The following is a 15,557-nucleotide window of genomic DNA, read 5'->3' as shown; positions in this document are numbered from 1 at the left end:
GTGGCGAGACCAAATAACCGGCAGCGCGCTCGGCGGAGGGGCACGGCAGCCAGAACGGAGACGGGTGAATGTCACACCCAACAGCCGCTTCGCGGGCAAGGAACGTCGGATGGGTGCTGTGGCTCGCAGCGGTACTCGCCTGGATCGGAGGGCTTGTGGCGGAGCGACTCGTGTACTCCGGATCCCTGTCCTGCGAACTGGGCGACGGAAGCTCGATCTACGGTGAGCCGGGGTGGAGCTGGGTGCCACTGGGCCACACATGCACCTGGGAGAACGTGGGCGGCGTGACAGTCGTGGACGAGCCGTCCATGATGATTCTCGTACCGCTGCTGGTCCTGTTCCTGTGGGGAATCAGCCTGATGTTGACTCGTGTTTCCAAGCCACAGCCGCACCGCAGTCCGGGATAACCGGTCCCGCCGGTGGCAGCTCGGTCAAGACAGGCCGTTGCTCGCGGGGCGGCGCGCCGCTCGACGGCGCTGTGCCGCGACTTCTGCACGCCGTTCTTGCACCGCCTTGGTGAGAAAGATGACGGCGAAAAGCAGTTCCAGGGTCATGAGCAGCCATGATTCCCGCGCTCCAATGAAGGTGATCACGAAGAGGGCCACCATCGCGGACCCCAGGATCAGCAAGCCCACCGAATTCCGTTTCAGCATGCCCCCACCGTAGGCAGGTCACTGCCAGATCGTCTCGTGTCCCGGGTCGCAGCGACAGAGAAGCCGAGTGGGTTGCTGCGGGACCACCTTCTTGAAAGCCGCCCCGCGTGCGCCGCGCAAAAGCGCCCTGCTACCCTTGCTGGCTGGTGTGCCGGGAAGTCTGGTCGGCGGTAATGAGCGTGATGCCCGTCGACATTGGAGAAGTCCATGCCCCTGCACCACACGACCACCCCTGCCCACCGTGAGCCCGGATCGCCGGAGCCCGTGGAGCGGGAAGAGTCCTCCGGCTTCGTCTCGGAGCCCGGTTTCTTCAACCATCCTGAGCTCCCGTGCGAGCCCGACCACCCCTCGGGCGGTGTCCTCTCCCGCCTCCAGGACGTCCTGCGCCGCGAGACCGTGGCCGGCATCCTCCTGGTGGTCGCCGCCGTCATCGCCATCGTCTGGGCAAACTCGCCCTTCGCGGAGAGCTACTTCGCGCTGCGGGACCTCGAGGTCGGTTACGAGCCGTGGCACTTGAACCTCAGCCTCGGCGCCTGGGCCGCGGACGGACTGCTCGCGATCTTCTTCTTCCTCGTGGGCCTGGAGCTCAAGCGCGAGTTCGTCGCGGGTGATCTGCGGGACCTCGGCAAGGCAGCGGTGCCGATTGCGGCGGCGGTGGGCGGCGTCGTCCTCCCGGCTCTGATCTACGCGGGCGTTAACCTCGGCAGCCCCGAGACCCTGGGCGGCTGGGCGATCCCCACCGCCACGGACATCGCATTCGCGGTGGCCGTCCTCGCGATCGTGGGCTCGCACCTGCCCAGCGCGCTCCGCCTGTTTCTGCTGACGCTCGCGGTGGTGGACGACCTGCTGGCCATCACCATCATCGCGATCTTCTATACGGATGAGGTGCACGTGCTCCCGCTGCTGCTCGCGCTCGTCCCGCTGGCCGTGTTCGGGCTGCTCGCACACCGCTTCCCCCGCTTCTTCGCGCACCGCACGTGGGCCGCGTGGGTGATCTTGGTGCCGCTGGCCGTGATCACGTGGGCCCTGGTCCACGAGGCCGGGATCCACGCCACGGTTGCCGGCGTGCTGCTCGGTTTCGCCGTCCCTGTTCTCGCGGGGAAGGCCTCCGGGGAGCCCGTGGAGCTCGCCGAGCACCTGGAGCACCGCGTCCGGCCCCTGTCCGCCGGGTTCGCGGTGCCGGTCTTCGCGTTCTTCTCCGCGGGCGTCACGGTGGGCGGCTGGGACGGATTGACGACGGCGCTCGCCGCCCCCGTCACGCTCGGCATCATCGCGGGACTCGTGCTGGGCAAGCCCCTGGGCATCATCTCGGCAACGTGGCTCACCACCGTGCTCACCGGACGCAAGCTGGACCCGTCCTACCGGTGGATCGACCTGGTGGGGATCGCGCTGCTGGCCGGGATCGGGTTCACGGTGTCTCTGCTGATCTCGGAGCTCAGCTTCGACCCGTCCGCAGCCGCAGGGGACCAGGCCAAAGTGGCCGTGCTGACCGCCTCGGTCCTGGCGGCCGTGCTGGCCGGCGGTGTGCTGGCGGTCCGCAACCGCCGCTACCGCAGCGCGTCACCCCGGGTGTTCGGGAACGACGCCGCAGAGGCGTAGGGACCGGGGGCTTCCGTCCCCTGCGGTGGTCGTTGCGGAGGGCATGTGCCGGGCGCTTCCCGGGGCCGAAACTGTGTCAGTCGCGAGGTCGGGTCGCGTGGAACGGGGCCGTGCCATGGCACTCCACGACGCGCTGAGGGCCCGCATCACCGGGGCCCCAGTGAGTGACGCCGCCGGGCACAACCCGCTCGGCGGCGTCGGCGCTGAACGGGAGCGGGTTCAACCCTCCCGCCACCACGCATCCGCCGGGGTCACTGGCACGGTGCGCTTGTGGCGGGAGCGCAGGAAGGTCTGCTCCAGCTTCTCCGCGACCTCCTCGGGGACGTCCTTGCCCTCGAGGAAGTCGTCGATGTCGTCGTAGCGCAGGCCCAGCTCGTCCTCGTCGGTGCGGCCGGGGTTGTCGTTGAGCAGGTCCGCGGTGGGGACCTTGCCGACCAGCTGCTCCGGCGCCCCCAGGTACTCCAGCAGCTGACGGTTCTGCCGCTTGTCCAGCCCGGCCAGGGGCAGGAGGTCCGCCCCGCCGTCCCCGAACTTGGTGAAGAACCCGGTGATGGACTCCGCAGCGTGGTCCGTGCCGATCACCAGCAGGTTGTGGTCCCCGCCCACCGCGTACTGCGCGGTCATGCGCACGCGGGCCTTGGTGTTGCCGCGTGTGAAGTCGCTGAGCTGCTCACCGGTGGCGGCGGCGTAGGCGGACTCGAAACCGCGGACGGCCGGCGCGACGTCGTACGTGATGACCCGGTCCGGTTGAATGAATTCGAGCGCCGCCTGGGCGTCGGCCTCGTCGTGCTGGATCCCGTGAGGCAGTCGCATGGCCACGAACTCGGCCTTGATCTCGTCCTCGCGCAGTTTCTCGACCGCGAGCTGGGCCAGGCGCCCGGCCAGGGTGGAGTCCACGCCGCCGCTGATCCCCAGGACGAACCCCGCGGTGTGCGTGGCCTTGAGGTAGTCGCTCAGGAAGTCGACGCGGCGTTGGGCCTCCCGCTCCGGATCGATCTGCGGAGAGACGCCGAGCTCGGCAATGATCTGTGCTTGCAATTCACGCATGCGTTCATGCTAGTGGCCGGTTCCCGCGGGGACAGGGGCCTACCGCCGGCCCGTCCCGTGGCCCGGAGGACGGAGGCCGGCGCTGGGCCCCGGTGCTGGACCCCCACGCTCGGACCCGCCCCCCGGGGGACCTATGAGATGCTGATCACATGAACGAGAACTCCTACGAGACCATTGAAGTCCGCCGCGAGGGACGCGTGGGTGTCATCACCCTGAACCGTCCCAAGGCACTGAACGCGCTGAACGAACAGACCATGCGGGACGTGGTGGCCGCCGCGACCGAGCTGGACCGTGACTCGGGGATCGGCGCGCTGATCCTCGCAGGTTCGGAGAAGGCCTTCGCGGCCGGTGCTGACATCAAGGAGATGTCCGGCAAGTCCGCGTCCGATATGTACCACGAGGACTTCTTCGCGGGGTGGGACGCTTTCGCCCGGCTGCGCATCCCCAAGATCGCCGCGGTGGCCGGTTACGCGCTCGGCGGTGGGTGCGAGCTCGCGATGATGTGCGATCTGATCCTCGCCGCGGACACTGCAGTGTTCGGTCAGCCCGAGATCGCCCTGGGTGTGATCCCCGGGATGGGTGGCACCCAGCGCCTCACCCGCGCCGTGGGCAAGGCCAAGGCCATGGACATGATCCTCACCGGACGGCAGATGCGCGCCGAGGAAGCCGAGCGTTCCGGTCTGGTCTCCCGCGTGGTCGCAGCGGACGAGCTCATGGACACCGCCCTGGAGGTCGCCGGAAAGATCGCGGAGATGTCCAAGCCCGCGGCCCAGCACGCGGTCGAAACCGTCAATGCTGCGTACGAGTCCGGGTTGTGGGCCGGCGTCCAGCACGAGCGGCGGGTCTTCCACGGGCTGTTCTCCACCGCGGACCAGAAAGAGGGCATGTCCGCGTTCGCGGAGAAGCGTAAGGCGAGGTTCTCCCACGAATGAGCCCTGTAGGGGACGACGACGCCGCGCGGCCCGGTCCGCGCGGCGTCGTCGCTTTTCAGGTCAACACCACGCAAGTGCGGTTCAAACAGGGCTGTGGTTACGCAGATGCGGATAAGCTGCTCCCATGACACACCTCCGTATCTCCCAGGCCGCGACCTTCGTGGGCGTCAGCGACGACACCGTCCGGCGGTGGATCGAGCAGGGCACGCTCACCGGGCACAAGGATTCCGCGGGGTACGCCGTGGTGGACGGCGCCGAACTCGCGGCATACGCGCGCGACAACGCCGTGAGCCCTCAGGATCCCGCCGGGGTGAACAGTTCGGCGCGCAACCGCCTCGTGGGACTCGTGACCGCCGTGACCTCCGATCCCGTGATGTCCCAGGTGGAGCTGCAGTGCGGCCCGCACCGGATCGTCTCGCTCATGAGCACGGAAGCGGTGCGTGACCTGGGGCTGGAACCGGGGGCCGTGGCCACGGCCGTGGTGAAGTCCACCGCGGTCATCGTCGAGACCGGGGGGCGCAAGTGATGGGGCGCGCGGCGACACGCATGCGCGCCCTGGCTTGCGCGGTGAGCGCGGTGGCGGTGGCGCTGGCCGGGTGCGCGGGAGCGTCGGACGGGGGAGGGGACGCGGCGTCGTCGTCCGATGAGGAGACGACCCTGCGGGTGTCCGCGGCGGCCTCGCTGACCCATTCCTTCGACGAGCTCGCGCGCACGTTCGAGGCGGCGCACCCGGGGGTGAAGGTCAGCATGAACTACGGAGGCTCGTCCGGGCTCGTGCAACAGCTGACCGAGGGCGCCCCCGCGGACGTATTCGCCTCCGCTGACCAGAAGAACATGAAGAAGCTCACGGACGCGGGCCTGGCCGCGGGGGAGCCGAGCGTGTTCGCGACCAATGTGCTCACCCTCGCGGTACCCAAGGACAACCCCGCGGACATCACCTCCTTCCGGGACGTGGTGGACCGGGACGTCAAGCTGGTCACGTGCGCCCCGGAGGTACCGTGCGGTGCGGCCACGCAGGAGATCGAGAAGGCCAACGGTGTCGCGCTCCACCCCGTGAGCCAGGAAAACGCGGTCACGGACGTGCTCGGCAAGGTGACCTCCGGGCAGGCGGACGCGGGGATCGTGTACGTCACGGATGCCAAGTCCGCGCAGGACAGGGTCACGACCGTCGAGATCCCGCGCACGGATCAGGCGGTCAACAACTACCCCGTGGTCGCCCTCAAGGATTCCGCGGAGCCGGAGCTCGCCCGGCAGTTCGTGGACCTCGTCCAGGGTGACGAGGGCCGGAAGGTCCTGGAGGACGCGGGCTTCGGCGCACCGTGACGCGCGGGTTCGTCACGACCCCCCGGTGGGTTCTGGTCCCGGCGGTGGCGGGGGCGTTGGTCATCCTGTTGCCCTTGCTCGGCATGGTGCTGCGCATCGATTGGGCGCACCTGGGGGAGTTGCTCACGAGCGAGTCCTCGCTCGCCGCGCTGTGGTTGAGCCTTCGCACCGCGGTCGCGTCCACGGCGCTGTGCCTGGTGCTGGGGTGCCCGCTCGCCCTGGTCCTGGCCCGTTCCACCGTGCGCGGCCTCACGCTCCTGCGCTCGCTGGTGCTGCTGCCGCTCGTGCTGCCACCCGTGGTGGGCGGTATCGCGCTGCTGTACACCTTCGGACGCATGGGTTTCCTGGGCGGCACCCTGTCCTCGGCGGGCGTGGACATCGCGTTCACCACCGCGGCCGTCGTGCTCGCCCAGACGTTCGTGGCCCTGCCGTTCCTGGTGGTCTCCCTGGAGGGCACGCTGCGCACCGCGGGCGTTCGCTACGAACGGGTCGCGGCGGGCCTTGGTGCATCCCCCACGCGCACCCTGTTCCGGGTCACGCTGCCCCTGGTGCTGCCCGCGGTGCTCTCCGGGGCCGCGCTGTCCTTCGCGCGCTGCCTCGGCGAGTTCGGCGCCACCCTCACGTTCGCGGGCAGCCTGCAGGGCGTGACCCGCACGCTCCCGCTCGAGATCTACCTGCAGCGCGAGACCGATCCCGACGCCGCCGTGGCCCTCTCCCTGCTGCTCGTGCTCGTTGCTCTGCTCGTCGTGGGGGTCAGTGCTCCCTCCCGACGACGCCGCGGCGCCGGCTTCCGCGCCAATCTCACCCGGTGGTTCGCGCCGGGTCCGCAGTGGGGTCCCCATCCGGAGGGATCACGGCCCCGGTCCGGCGGCTCGACGCAGTCCTCGAAGGACAGCCGCGCTGCCCATGCGGTCGATGACCGACCCGCGGCCGGGTCTGGGGCGGCGGACGCCGGGGCCGGGCGGAATGGCGCCGTGGTCAGGACCGCAGCCGCATCCGCGGTTGCACCCGGGGGCGCGTCGGGCCTAGGGGTGAGCACGCCCCGCGTAGCGGGGGAGGCGCCCGGACTGATGGTCCGTGTTGAACACGACCGCCGCCGTGTGGCCGCCGAGTTCACGGTGGAGCCGGGAACCACCGCGGCCCTGATCGGGCCCAATGGCGCGGGGAAGTCCACCGTGTTCGACGTGATCGCGGGCCTGCTGGCCCCCGACCGCGGTGAGATCCGGGTGGGGGACGAATCCGTGCTGCGCGCCGGTGGGACGGCCCAGGACATGTGGGTCCCGGCGCATCGCAGGGGTGTGGCCCTGATGGCCCAGGAACCGTTGCTGTTCCCCCATCTCAACGTGCTTGACAACGTGGCCTTCGGCCCCCGGGCGAGTGGCGCGGGGAAGGCGATGGCGCGGCGTCGTGCCCTGGCGTGGCTGCGCGAGGTGGACGCGCGGGCGTTCGCCCAGCGCATGCCGGACGAGCTGTCCGGCGGGCAGGCCCAGCGCGTGGCGATCGCGCGGGTGCTGGCCGCAGAGCCGCGCGTGATCCTGCTGGACGAGCCCCTGAGCGCCCTGGACGTAACCGCGCGGCCTCGGATGAGGAAGGTGCTCCAGCGGGTGCTCGCCGGGCGCACCGCCATGATCGTGACGCACGACCCGCAGGACGTGGCCGAGCTCGCGGACCATGTGGTGCGGCTGGAGCGGGCCGGCAACCGGGATCCGGCACCGCGCACGACCGCCGACTGAGCGCGGCGCGCCTACTTCACCTCGCGCGTGAGCACACGCCAGATCCCGATCACCAACGGGATCCCGATCCACAACAACCCGGAGGTGTCCACCTGCGCCCATGGCGTGCCGGTGAGATCCAGCCCTTCTGCGAACGGGGTGAGTGCCGCGTTCACGTCCACCCACGCGCCGAGGATCAGGAAGGCCCCGAGGGCCAGGACCCAGGCGAGAGCCGCCGCGATGGTGCCCAGCGCCGCCGCCGAGAGCAGTTTGGCGAGGACCACGCGCAGCCTGCGGGGTTCCTGCGTGAAGGGGATGAGCGCGGTGCGCTGGCTCCACTCATTGCATGCCGTGATGATCCCGAGCACGGGCAGCAGCAGACCCTGGGGGGTCGTGGTCACGGCCAGGGCCGCCGACAAGGGTGCGCCGTCGTTGCGTGCGACCCACATGAGCAAGCCCAGGGCCAGAGCGGTCAGCACGCCGATGGCGATCAGCAGACCGCGCCCGGCGCGGGTGCCCCCCGCTTGCGCAGCTCGACGCGCGGCAGGGTCAGGGGCACACGGCGTCGAGCTCCAGCATCTCGTCCACCCGCGCCCTGCCCGCATCCGTGATGGTGGCGGAGAGCTGCAGCACCTCGCGGCCGGTGCGTCCGGGGTGCTGCGCAGCGGCGTCGAGCATCACGCCCACGTGTCGGCTGGGGTTCGGCAGCTCCGCGTAGCGGCGGCCCAGCACGAGCGCCTCACACGAGCTCGCCGGCGTGAGACCGGTGAGCATCCGCAGCCACCGAGGCAGGCGTGGTTTGTGGACATGTGCCTCCCACATGTCCAGGTCGATGGTGACCCCTGGGCCCACCGAATCCTGCACCCTCCCTGTGAGTCGTTCGCCCTCACGGCGGCTGGCCTCCCGCTGCTCTGCCGTTGGCCAGCCCCTCTCGTGGTCGAAGTTCCGAGTCCAGACCAGGACGTCCCTGGTGAGTTTCAGCGGGATGGGGAAGTCCTCCTGGTCCGGGAGACCGTTCTCTCCCCAGAACGGCCAGCTGAAGGTGTACTCGTTGAACATGCGAACGACGGGTGGTTCTGCCATGGCCGGTGCTCTCGGGTGGACGGGCAGCGCGTGGTGGGGACATCTTGCCGGGCCACGGTGCACGGCAGCGCATGCCTCCCCGCTGAACCGCGCCAGCTCGGGTCGGTAGCATGAGTCGGGCCGGTGACCGTCCGGCGTCAACATCGAGAGAGGACAACCCATGGCCTTCGTCTGCAGCGCCACCTGGACTGCGAAGCCCGGAGAGGAGGACACCGTGCGTGACGCGCTCTCCCACCTCTCCCCGGCCGCTCGCCAGGAGCCCGGGAACCTCTACTACCAGGCGTACCAGAGCCCGGAGGAGCCTGCCGTGTTCCGCATCTTCGAGGTGTACACGGACGAGGATGCGTTCACGGCCCATGTGAGCTCCGAGCACTTCGACCAGTGGGGAACACGCCAGGCGATCCCCGCCCTGGCGGAGCGTGCGCACAAGACCTACGAGACGCTCGACTTCTGACCGCCACACGTGACCAACTACGAGGGGACAACGCCGCCGCGCCCGGATCCTGCCCCGGCTGAACGAGGGCCCGTGTGGGCCCTTGTCCTCAGCGAGGTCTTCCAGGCGCCGCTCGTGCTGGCCGCGCTGCTGGTGGTCCTGCCGTGGACCGTGCACAGGAGCCTCGGGGCACTGCTGTGGGGCGTGATGGCGGCGCTGGCGGTCTGCGGGGTCTCACTCGCCACGGTCACGGTGCTGGCGCGTAGGGGTGTGCTCACCGACCACCACGTGAGCGTCAAGGAGCACCGCCGACCCGTGATGCTGGGGACCTTCGCGCTGGTGGCCGTGTTCCTAGCGGTCAACCTCGCGTTCCACGGACCCGTGGAGATCACCGGACTGCTCATGGCCACGCTCGCGGCGAGCGCGGTGGTCGCGCTCGTGAGCCCGTTCTGGAAGATCTCAGTGCACGGGATGATGATGGGCGGCACTGCGGTGATCCTGCCCGTCGCGGTGGGGCCGTGGGGTCTGCTGTTCCTGCCCGTCGCGGTGGCGGTGTGCGTGAGCCGCCGCGTCCTGCGCGCCCATACGTGGGCCCAGTTGTTCGCGGGCTTCGGTTTCGGGATCGTCGTCCTGGGCGGGATCTACGCACTGATCGCCGGTTGACGACGACGCCGCGCGGCCCGGTGCCGTCGCCGCGCCAGGGGTCATCGTGCCGTCGGCCCATGTACGGGCGGCCGGGGCGTCGACCGCTATGCGGGCGACTCGAGTATCTGGTTTGTTGCCCGGACCAACCGGCCCTGCCCCGCCGGCTCAGACCAGCGCGGTGAGTAGCGCTGCGGCCACCAACCCGCCGATCACGACCCACCCGGTGACCAGCAGCGTCTGTTTGGTCCCGAAATGTCGGGCGACCATGATGATCGAGGGGATGCTCAGGGCCGGCAGGGTGATGAGCAGGACCCCGGCCACCCCGTAGCTTGCGCCCGCCGCGGTGAGCCCCATGATCACCGGGATCTCGCCGCCGGTGGGGATCACCAGGGCCGCCCCGATCAGGCCCACGATGAGCAGCGAGAAGAGCCCGGCGTGGTCCGCGAGACCCGTGAAGTCCGAGAGCCATCCGGCGAACAACCCCACCAGCAGCACCAGGATCACGTACTCCGGGACGATCACCACCAGGTACCGGCCCAGTGCTCGCCCGAACCGGGTGACCAGCTCACCCCAGTGCTGCGGATCGGCGGGGAGGGCCTCGGGGGTCTGCACCGTGACGGTCGAGAACGTGCGGCTCACGAGCACTGCGGCGATCAACACCACCAGGATGCCCACGGCCACGCGCGTGGTCACGAAGGGCCAGGACATGGTCAGCGCCAGGAACACCAGCACGGCCGGGTTGAGCAAGGGGTTTGCGAGCCAGTACGCCATGGTGGCCCCCGCGGGCGCACCGCTGCGGCGCAGTCCGATGGCCACCGGCGCGGTGCAGCACGTGCACATCATGCTGGGCAGTGCCAGCAGCGCCCCGGAGATCCCCTGACCCCACGAGGTCTTGCGGCTGAGCACCCGCAGCAACCAGCGTCGGGGGACCAGGGATTCGAGGGCCGCGGCCACGAGCAGGGCAACGAGAGCGGCCTTCCATACGGCCTTCAGGTAGACCACGGTGAAGTCGATCGCACCCCGCAACGACGGCGCGGACCCCGGTTCACCCGCGGAGCCGAAGATCGCCGCCCCGTTCCACACCCCGGTTTCGGCGAGCGTCTGGGTCTTGGCCTCGTAGGGGAGCCACTTGGCCCACAACAGCCCGCCCACGAGGATCGCCAGGGTGATGCCCAGTCCCACCCACCCCAGGACGCGGGCGCGTGAGCGGTCGGTGGTCTCCACGGGAGTGACGGTGATGCTCACGGCGGGCCTTTCGCAGCAAGGAGGTTCCAGAGCGCCGTCATCCGGGAACGACGACGCCCGGCAAGCTTACGTCCGCGCCGGAGCTTCGGAGCGCAGGCCCGGGAACGCGCGACCCCGACATCACGCCGTGACGTGGGAGTGACGCACTGGGCCCCTCTGTTGCACCCGTCACAGCGTTTTGGAAGGCTGGCTGGTGGATCAACAGTCGTCACCTCCAGGAGTTCCCGTGACCCGTGGTCAGGGAATCGTGCCCGCCGCACTGCCCGCCCACGTCGCGGACAACAACGCCTATTCCTGCGGTGTGCTGGACGAAGATACCCTGCACGTGTCCGGGATGGTGGCGTTCGCTGCGATGGGGCGGATCGCCACGTAAGGACGACGACGCCGCTGCGGCGCCATCCTGCCGCGCGGTCTGTCGGGTGCCGCGCGAGGTGAACTGCCCGGACCCCTACTTCCCGCGCAGCGAGGGGAAGTCAGAGTCCGAGAACTCGGTGTGCTCCCCGGTGGTCCCGCCCTCCGGGCCGCCCGGGTGCAGATGGGCTTCCCGGGTGCGCAGTTCCACCCGGCGGATCTTGCCGGAGATGGTCTTGGGAAGGTCGAAGAACTCGAGGCGCCGGATTCGCTTGTACGGCGCGAGGTTCACGCGGCAGTGATGCAGGATGCTCTCCGCGGTCTCGGCGGTGGGCTCGTGACCCGCGGCGAGCACCACGTACGCCTTGGGAACGGCCAGGCGGATGGGATCCGGCGAAGGCACCACTGCCACTTCCACGACCGCGGGGTGCTCGATCACCACGGATTCCAGCTCGAAGGGAGAGAGCCGGTAGTCGGAGGCTTTGAAGACGTCGTCCGCGCGGCCCACGTAGGTGAAGACCCCGTTCTCGTCCCGCGAGACCACGTCCCCGGTGTGGTAGACGCCGCCCCGGAACGCCTCATCGGTCTTCGCGGCGTCTCCGTGGTAGCCGGGTGTCAGGCTCACGGGACGCGGGTCCAGACGCAAGCACAGTTCGCCCTCGGTCTCGCTCACCTCACCGGTCGTGGTGTCGATCAGCACGGTCTCGTACCCGGGTAGCGCACGGCCCATGGCCCCGGGTTTCACTGGCATCCCGGGGGTGTTGGCGATCTGCAGTGAGGACTCGGTCTGACCGTACCCGTCACGGATCTCGGTGCCCCACGCGGCCTTGACCCGCGCGATGATCTCCGGATTCAGTGGTTCACCCGCGGACACCGTCTTGCGCGGCGGGTTCTTCAGATCGGTCAGGTCCGACTGGATGAGCATGCGCCACACGGTGGGCGGTGCGCAGAAGGACGTCACGCCCTCGCGGTCCATCTGGTCCATGAGTGCCACGGCGTCGAAGCGCGAGTAGTTGTAGAGGAACACGGTGGCACCCGCGATGAACGGTGCGTAGAAGTTGGACCACGCGTGCTTGCCCCACCCCGGCGACGCCACGTTCAGGTGCACGTCCCCGGGTTCCAGCCCGATCCAGTACATCGTGGACAAATGCCCCACGGGGTACGTGACGTTGGTGTGCTCCACGAGTTTCGGCAGGGACGTGGTCCCGGAGGTGAAGTACAACAGCAGCGGGTCATCCGCGGGCGAGGGCTCGGTCACCTCGAACTCCTCGGGACCCGCGAAGGAGTCCCGGTAGTCGATCACGGGGTGCTCCCCGATCTTCCGCGGGCTCGGTTCTTCACCCTCGCCCGACGACGCCGCAGTCCCGGCTTCTGGCGCTCCCGCAGCGTCGTCGCCGGCAGCAGCGGGCGACGGCGCGGCGTCGTCGTGCCCAGCGGAGGACGCGAAGACCGACGGTGCGGAACGGGGACGGTGATCGGGCTGATCGGGAACCTCGATGATCGTGAAGTCCCCGGGGACCTCCTCGAACTTCAGGGCGTTCGTGTGGGACGTGACCACCCAGGCCGCCCGGCCGCGCTCCACGCGGTCCTGCAGATCGGCGGGCCCGAGCATCACGGTCGTGGGGATCATGGGTGCGCCCAGTTTGGTGCACGCAAGCATGGTTTCCCACAACTCCACCTGGTTGCCGAGCATGAGGATGACCCGGTCACCGCGGCGCACGCCCCGCGAGCGCAACCATCTGGCCAACTGCGACGAGCGCCGGGACAGCTGCGCGTACGTGCGGCGGGTCTCGGTGTCGTCCTCCTCCACGATCGCGAGGGCCTCGCGGTCCGCTTCCTCGCCGCTGCCCAGGACGTCGAACCAGTCCAGGGCGAAGTTGAAATACTCGAACCGGGGCCACTCGAACTCGCGGTGTGCGGCGTCCAGGTCGGTGCGTAGGCGCAGCAGCTGGTCCCGTGCGGCGCGGAACCGCTGCGTGACGGAGTGTTCTGAGGCGGTGGTCTCGCTCATGGGATCCTTGCTGCGACGTGTGCGGATCCCCGGCCCGGCGCGCCGGTGGTGCTCGCGCCTCGAACCGGGGGTGGCTGGTTCCTCAAATTTACTGCACCGCACCGGGGCGTCGTCGCTGGTCGCGCGCTGACCGGGGCCTGCCGGCTCATGGGTCCCGTCGACCTGCGCGCACCGGAGCCGTACGATCGGGCGGAGAAAGCGACGAACGGCGTCATCAACAGCGTGCTGGACCGCCCACGAGGCGGGGAACGGAGCGGACATGGACATCAGGGACTCGACGGCGGTCGTCACGGGTGCGGCCTCCGGGTTGGGGGCGGCCACGGCCGCGGAACTCGTGGCGCGTGGGGCGCGCGTGATCGGCCTGGATCTGCCGCAGGTCGTGCACGCCGCCGCGCCGGTCGACGGCGTGCAATACGTGTCCGCGGACGTCACCGACGAGGAGCAGGTGCGGGCCGCCGTGGCCACCGCCGCGGACGTGGCGCCGTTGCGCACCGTGGTCAATTGCGCGGGCATCGGGACCTCCGCGCGCGTGGTGGGCAAGAACGGCGTACACGACCTCGCGTTGTTCGAGCGCGTGGTGCGGATCAACCTGGTGGGCACGTTCACGGTCCTCGCGCTCGCCGCGGAGGTCATGACCGCGCAGGAGCCCGTGGACGAGGCCGGTCAACGCGGCGTCATCATCAACACCGCCTCCGTGGCTGCCTTCGAGGGACAGATCGGCCAGGCCGCGTACGCCGCGTCCAAGGGTGGTGTGCATTCGATGACGATCGCCGCGGCGCGTGACCTCTCCTCCCGCGGGGTGCGCGTGATGACGATCGCCCCCGGGATCGTGGACACCCCCATGCTCGGTCGGGTGAGCGAGGATTTCCGCAGCGCCCTGGCGGAGTCCGTCCCCTTCCCGCACCGCCTGGCCCGCCCGGACGAGTACGCCCAGCTCGCGGGGATGATCGTGGAGCACGACTACCTCAACGGGGAGACCATCCGCATGGACGGCGCCCTGCGCATGGCGCCGCGTTGATCCTCGCTGCCGCGCGCCTGTCCCGTCCCGGCCACGCAGCCACGGGCGACGACACCGCACGGCCCCGCACATGACGATGCCTCGTCACGGTCCACCCGTGACGAGGCATCGTCGTGATGTGGTCAGAGCTCCGTGGCCCAGGCCTGCGCGAAAGCCCCCCGGGAGTCGCCCCGCTGAGGTCGAGACGCCCCCGGGGCGTTCCGCGGATCAGTCGACCGTGAGCACGATCTTGCCCACGGCGTGGCCCTCCTGGCTGGCGGTGAATGCGTCCGGCAGCTGCGCGAGCGGGAAGGTGCGGTCCACGCGGACGGTGAGCTTGCCGTCGTCGGCCAGGCGAGCGAGCTCGGTGAGCTGCTCTGCGTCCGGAGAGACCCACATGTAGCTCCCGCCGTGCTCCTCCACCTCGGGGTCCGCGATGGAGGCGTGCTGGCCGCCGTCCGCGAGCACGGCGACGGAGTCCTCCACCACGCCGCCCACGAAGTCCACGACGATGTCCACACCGTTCGGGGCAAGCTCCTTGACGCGCTCCACGAGACCGTCCCCGTACTCCACGGGCTCCGCGCCGAGCTCACGCACGTAGTCGTGGTTCTTGGTCGATGCGGTGCCGATCACCCGCGCGCCGAACGCCTTGGCGATCTGCACGCCCATGCTCCCCACACCACCGGAGGCTGCGTGGATCAGCACGGTCTTGCCCTCCGCAAGACCCAGTCGGGTGAGCACCTGGTACGCGGTGAGTCCCGCGAGCGGCAGCCCTCCGGCCTGTTCCCAGGAAAGACTCTTCGGCTTGGGGGCGAGTGCGCGCACGGGGACGGAGACGTACTGGGCAAACGTGCCGCCGTGGATCCAGTCCTTGCGGGCGTAGGCGATCACCTCATCGCCCTCGGAGACGCTGGGGGTGTCGAAGCCCTTGCCCACGACGACGCCCGCGACGTCCCAGCCGGGGGTCGCCGGGAACTGGACGGTCATCATGGGATCCAGCCCGCCGGACATGACCTTCCAGTCCACCGGGTTGATGCCCGCGGCCTTCACCTTCACCAGGACCTCACCGGGGCCCACCTTGGGCATGGGCTGGTCGGTGAGCTCCAGTACGGAGGTGTCGCCGTACTGCTGATATGTCTGCGCCTTCATTGTGGTCATGTCTGTCTCAACAGCCCCGGGCGGGGACCTTATTCCATGCCGCAGCAAGGTCTGTCATTCCGGACCGGCCCCTGGGTGCCGGCGGCCACCCTCAACCCCCGCCGCAGCACGTGCGCCATGGCGTCCAGTCCTCCACCGAGGAGATCACGGACCGCGGCTACCTGATGCAGGCCGTCTCGCCCCGCCGGGGGTCATGGTGGTCGAGACGATCGTCGTCGCCGCGCTGCACGGCGCCTACGGCGGCCTCACGTGGGTGGCCTGGGCCAACTCGCGCGGTGTGGCCGTCTTCCTGGTCCTATGGCCTATGACCTATGGCCTATGACCTATGGCCTATGGCCTATGGCCGTGGGGCGGCGTCGTCGTGCCTC

The 15,557-nt window shown here is 69.7% G+C and carries 16 protein-coding genes; 9 read left to right on the top strand and 7 right to left on the bottom strand.

What is annotated here, in order from left to right; all coding sequences use genetic code 11:
* Positions 1-431: 431 nt before the first annotated feature.
* Positions 432-653, bottom strand: coding sequence for a hypothetical protein (locus Q9R22_RS01845; RefSeq protein ID WP_193519108.1), 222 nt, complete (start codon positions 651-653; stop codon positions 432-434).
* A gap of 207 nt (positions 654-860) precedes the next feature.
* Here Q9R22_RS01845 and nhaA point away from each other — a divergent pair, with 207 nt between their 5' ends.
* The gene (gene nhaA / locus Q9R22_RS01840) at positions 861-2,252 is read left to right on the top strand and encodes a Na+/H+ antiporter NhaA (RefSeq protein ID WP_311253975.1); all 1,392 of its coding nucleotides are present in this window, start codon (positions 861-863) and stop codon (positions 2,250-2,252) included.
* Between the two features lie 219 nt (positions 2,253-2,471).
* Here the strand turns inward: nhaA and nadE are convergent, their stop codons facing one another.
* On the bottom strand, positions 2,472-3,299 hold the full coding sequence (nadE, locus tag Q9R22_RS01835) for an ammonia-dependent NAD(+) synthetase (protein ID WP_311253974.1): 828 nt from the start codon (positions 3,297-3,299) through the stop codon (positions 2,472-2,474).
* Between the two features lie 149 nt (positions 3,300-3,448).
* Here nadE and Q9R22_RS01830 point away from each other — a divergent pair, with 149 nt between their 5' ends.
* From Q9R22_RS01830 to Q9R22_RS01815, 4 genes are all read left to right on the top strand, one after another.
* Positions 3,449-4,231 carry an enoyl-CoA hydratase gene (locus Q9R22_RS01830; protein ID WP_311253973.1) on the top strand — a complete coding sequence of 261 codons (783 nt, stop codon included), beginning with the start codon at positions 3,449-3,451 and terminating at the stop codon, positions 4,229-4,231.
* 124 nt (positions 4,232-4,355) lie between these two features.
* Complete coding sequence (locus Q9R22_RS01825) at positions 4,356-4,757, top strand: TOBE domain-containing protein (protein ID WP_311253972.1); 402 nt, start codon at positions 4,356-4,358, stop codon at positions 4,755-4,757.
* 20 nt (positions 4,758-4,777) lie between these two features.
* Positions 4,778-5,554 (top strand): molybdate ABC transporter substrate-binding protein, encoded by a 777-nt coding sequence (gene modA, locus Q9R22_RS01820; protein ID WP_311253971.1) that lies wholly within the window; start codon positions 4,778-4,780, stop codon positions 5,552-5,554.
* Positions 5,555-5,598: 44 nt separating this feature from the next.
* The gene (locus Q9R22_RS01815) at positions 5,599-7,287 is read left to right on the top strand and encodes an ABC transporter permease (RefSeq protein WP_311253970.1); all 1,689 of its coding nucleotides are present in this window, start codon (positions 5,599-5,601) and stop codon (positions 7,285-7,287) included.
* Between the two features lie 11 nt (positions 7,288-7,298).
* Here the strand turns inward: Q9R22_RS01815 and Q9R22_RS01810 are convergent, their stop codons facing one another.
* Together Q9R22_RS01810 and Q9R22_RS13295 are read right to left on the bottom strand one after the other, a co-directional pair.
* Positions 7,299-7,745, bottom strand: a complete 447-nt coding sequence (locus Q9R22_RS01810; protein ID WP_311253969.1) for a hypothetical protein — start codon at positions 7,743-7,745, stop codon at positions 7,299-7,301.
* Between the two features lie 70 nt (positions 7,746-7,815).
* The gene (locus Q9R22_RS13295) at positions 7,816-8,349 is read right to left on the bottom strand and encodes a hypothetical protein (RefSeq protein WP_396415656.1); all 534 of its coding nucleotides are present in this window, start codon (positions 8,347-8,349) and stop codon (positions 7,816-7,818) included.
* 160 nt (positions 8,350-8,509) lie between these two features.
* Here Q9R22_RS13295 and Q9R22_RS01800 point away from each other — a divergent pair, with 160 nt between their 5' ends.
* Positions 8,510-8,803: a putative quinol monooxygenase gene (locus tag Q9R22_RS01800; RefSeq protein WP_064846468.1), complete on the top strand. Its 294-nt coding sequence runs from the start codon at positions 8,510-8,512 to the stop codon at positions 8,801-8,803.
* 72 nt (positions 8,804-8,875) lie between these two features.
* Positions 8,876-9,445, top strand: coding sequence for a hypothetical protein (locus tag Q9R22_RS01795; protein ID WP_311253968.1), 570 nt, complete (start codon positions 8,876-8,878; stop codon positions 9,443-9,445).
* A gap of 147 nt (positions 9,446-9,592) precedes the next feature.
* On the opposite strand, the gene Q9R22_RS01790 is transcribed toward Q9R22_RS01795, so the two are convergent.
* The gene (locus Q9R22_RS01790) at positions 9,593-10,672 is read right to left on the bottom strand and encodes a permease (RefSeq protein WP_311253967.1); all 1,080 of its coding nucleotides are present in this window, start codon (positions 10,670-10,672) and stop codon (positions 9,593-9,595) included.
* A gap of 226 nt (positions 10,673-10,898) precedes the next feature.
* Between Q9R22_RS01790 and Q9R22_RS01785 the strand changes: the two genes are divergently transcribed.
* Positions 10,899-11,045 (top strand): hypothetical protein, encoded by a 147-nt coding sequence (locus Q9R22_RS01785; protein ID WP_197493124.1) that lies wholly within the window; start codon positions 10,899-10,901, stop codon positions 11,043-11,045.
* 75 nt (positions 11,046-11,120) lie between these two features.
* Here the strand turns inward: Q9R22_RS01785 and Q9R22_RS01780 are convergent, their stop codons facing one another.
* A complete protein-coding gene (locus tag Q9R22_RS01780) occupies positions 11,121-13,034 on the bottom strand; it encodes an AMP-binding protein (protein ID WP_311253966.1) in 1,914 nt (637 codons plus the stop codon).
* 259 nt (positions 13,035-13,293) lie between these two features.
* Between Q9R22_RS01780 and Q9R22_RS01775 the strand changes: the two genes are divergently transcribed.
* Positions 13,294-14,052 (top strand): SDR family NAD(P)-dependent oxidoreductase, encoded by a 759-nt coding sequence (locus tag Q9R22_RS01775; RefSeq protein WP_064846471.1) that lies wholly within the window; start codon positions 13,294-13,296, stop codon positions 14,050-14,052.
* A gap of 207 nt (positions 14,053-14,259) precedes the next feature.
* Here the strand turns inward: Q9R22_RS01775 and Q9R22_RS01770 are convergent, their stop codons facing one another.
* A complete protein-coding gene (locus tag Q9R22_RS01770) occupies positions 14,260-15,180 on the bottom strand; it encodes an NADP-dependent oxidoreductase (RefSeq protein ID WP_179861228.1) in 921 nt (306 codons plus the stop codon).
* Between the last annotated feature and the right edge of the window lie 377 nt (positions 15,181-15,557).

This window comes from Kocuria sp. PD6, assembly GCF_031844145.1.
GTDB lineage: Bacteria > Actinomycetota > Actinomycetes > Actinomycetales > Micrococcaceae > Kocuria > Kocuria marina.
The sequence above is the reverse complement of the archived record's forward strand: the minus strand, read 5'-3'. Positions and strand labels throughout refer to the sequence as shown.

Bases quoted from the DNA above. Each gene is read 5' to 3' on its own strand.
- Q9R22_RS01830 (WP_311253973.1), top strand. From the start codon at position 3,449: ATGAACGAGAACTCCTACGAGACCATTGAAGTCCGCCGCGAGGGACGC.
- Q9R22_RS01780 (WP_311253966.1), bottom strand. From the start codon at position 13,034: ATGAGCGAGACCACCGCCTCAGAACACTCCGTCACGCAGCGGTTCCGC.
- nadE (WP_311253974.1), bottom strand. From the start codon at position 3,299: ATGCGTGAATTGCAAGCACAGATCATTGCCGAGCTCGGCGTCTCTCCG.
- Q9R22_RS01770 (WP_179861228.1), bottom strand. From the start codon at position 15,180: ATGAAGGCGCAGACATATCAGCAGTACGGCGACACCTCCGTACTGGAG.
- modA (WP_311253971.1), top strand. From the start codon at position 4,778: ATGCGCGCCCTGGCTTGCGCGGTGAGCGCGGTGGCGGTGGCGCTGGCC.
- Q9R22_RS01800 (WP_064846468.1), top strand. From the start codon at position 8,510: ATGGCCTTCGTCTGCAGCGCCACCTGGACTGCGAAGCCCGGAGAGGAG.
- Q9R22_RS01775 (WP_064846471.1), top strand. From the start codon at position 13,294: ATGGACATCAGGGACTCGACGGCGGTCGTCACGGGTGCGGCCTCCGGG.
- Q9R22_RS01825 (WP_311253972.1), top strand. From the start codon at position 4,356: ATGACACACCTCCGTATCTCCCAGGCCGCGACCTTCGTGGGCGTCAGC.
- Q9R22_RS13295 (WP_396415656.1), bottom strand. From the start codon at position 8,349: ATGGCAGAACCACCCGTCGTTCGCATGTTCAACGAGTACACCTTCAGC.
- Q9R22_RS01845 (WP_193519108.1), bottom strand. From the start codon at position 653: ATGCTGAAACGGAATTCGGTGGGCTTGCTGATCCTGGGGTCCGCGATG.
- nhaA (WP_311253975.1), top strand. From the start codon at position 861: ATGCCCCTGCACCACACGACCACCCCTGCCCACCGTGAGCCCGGATCG.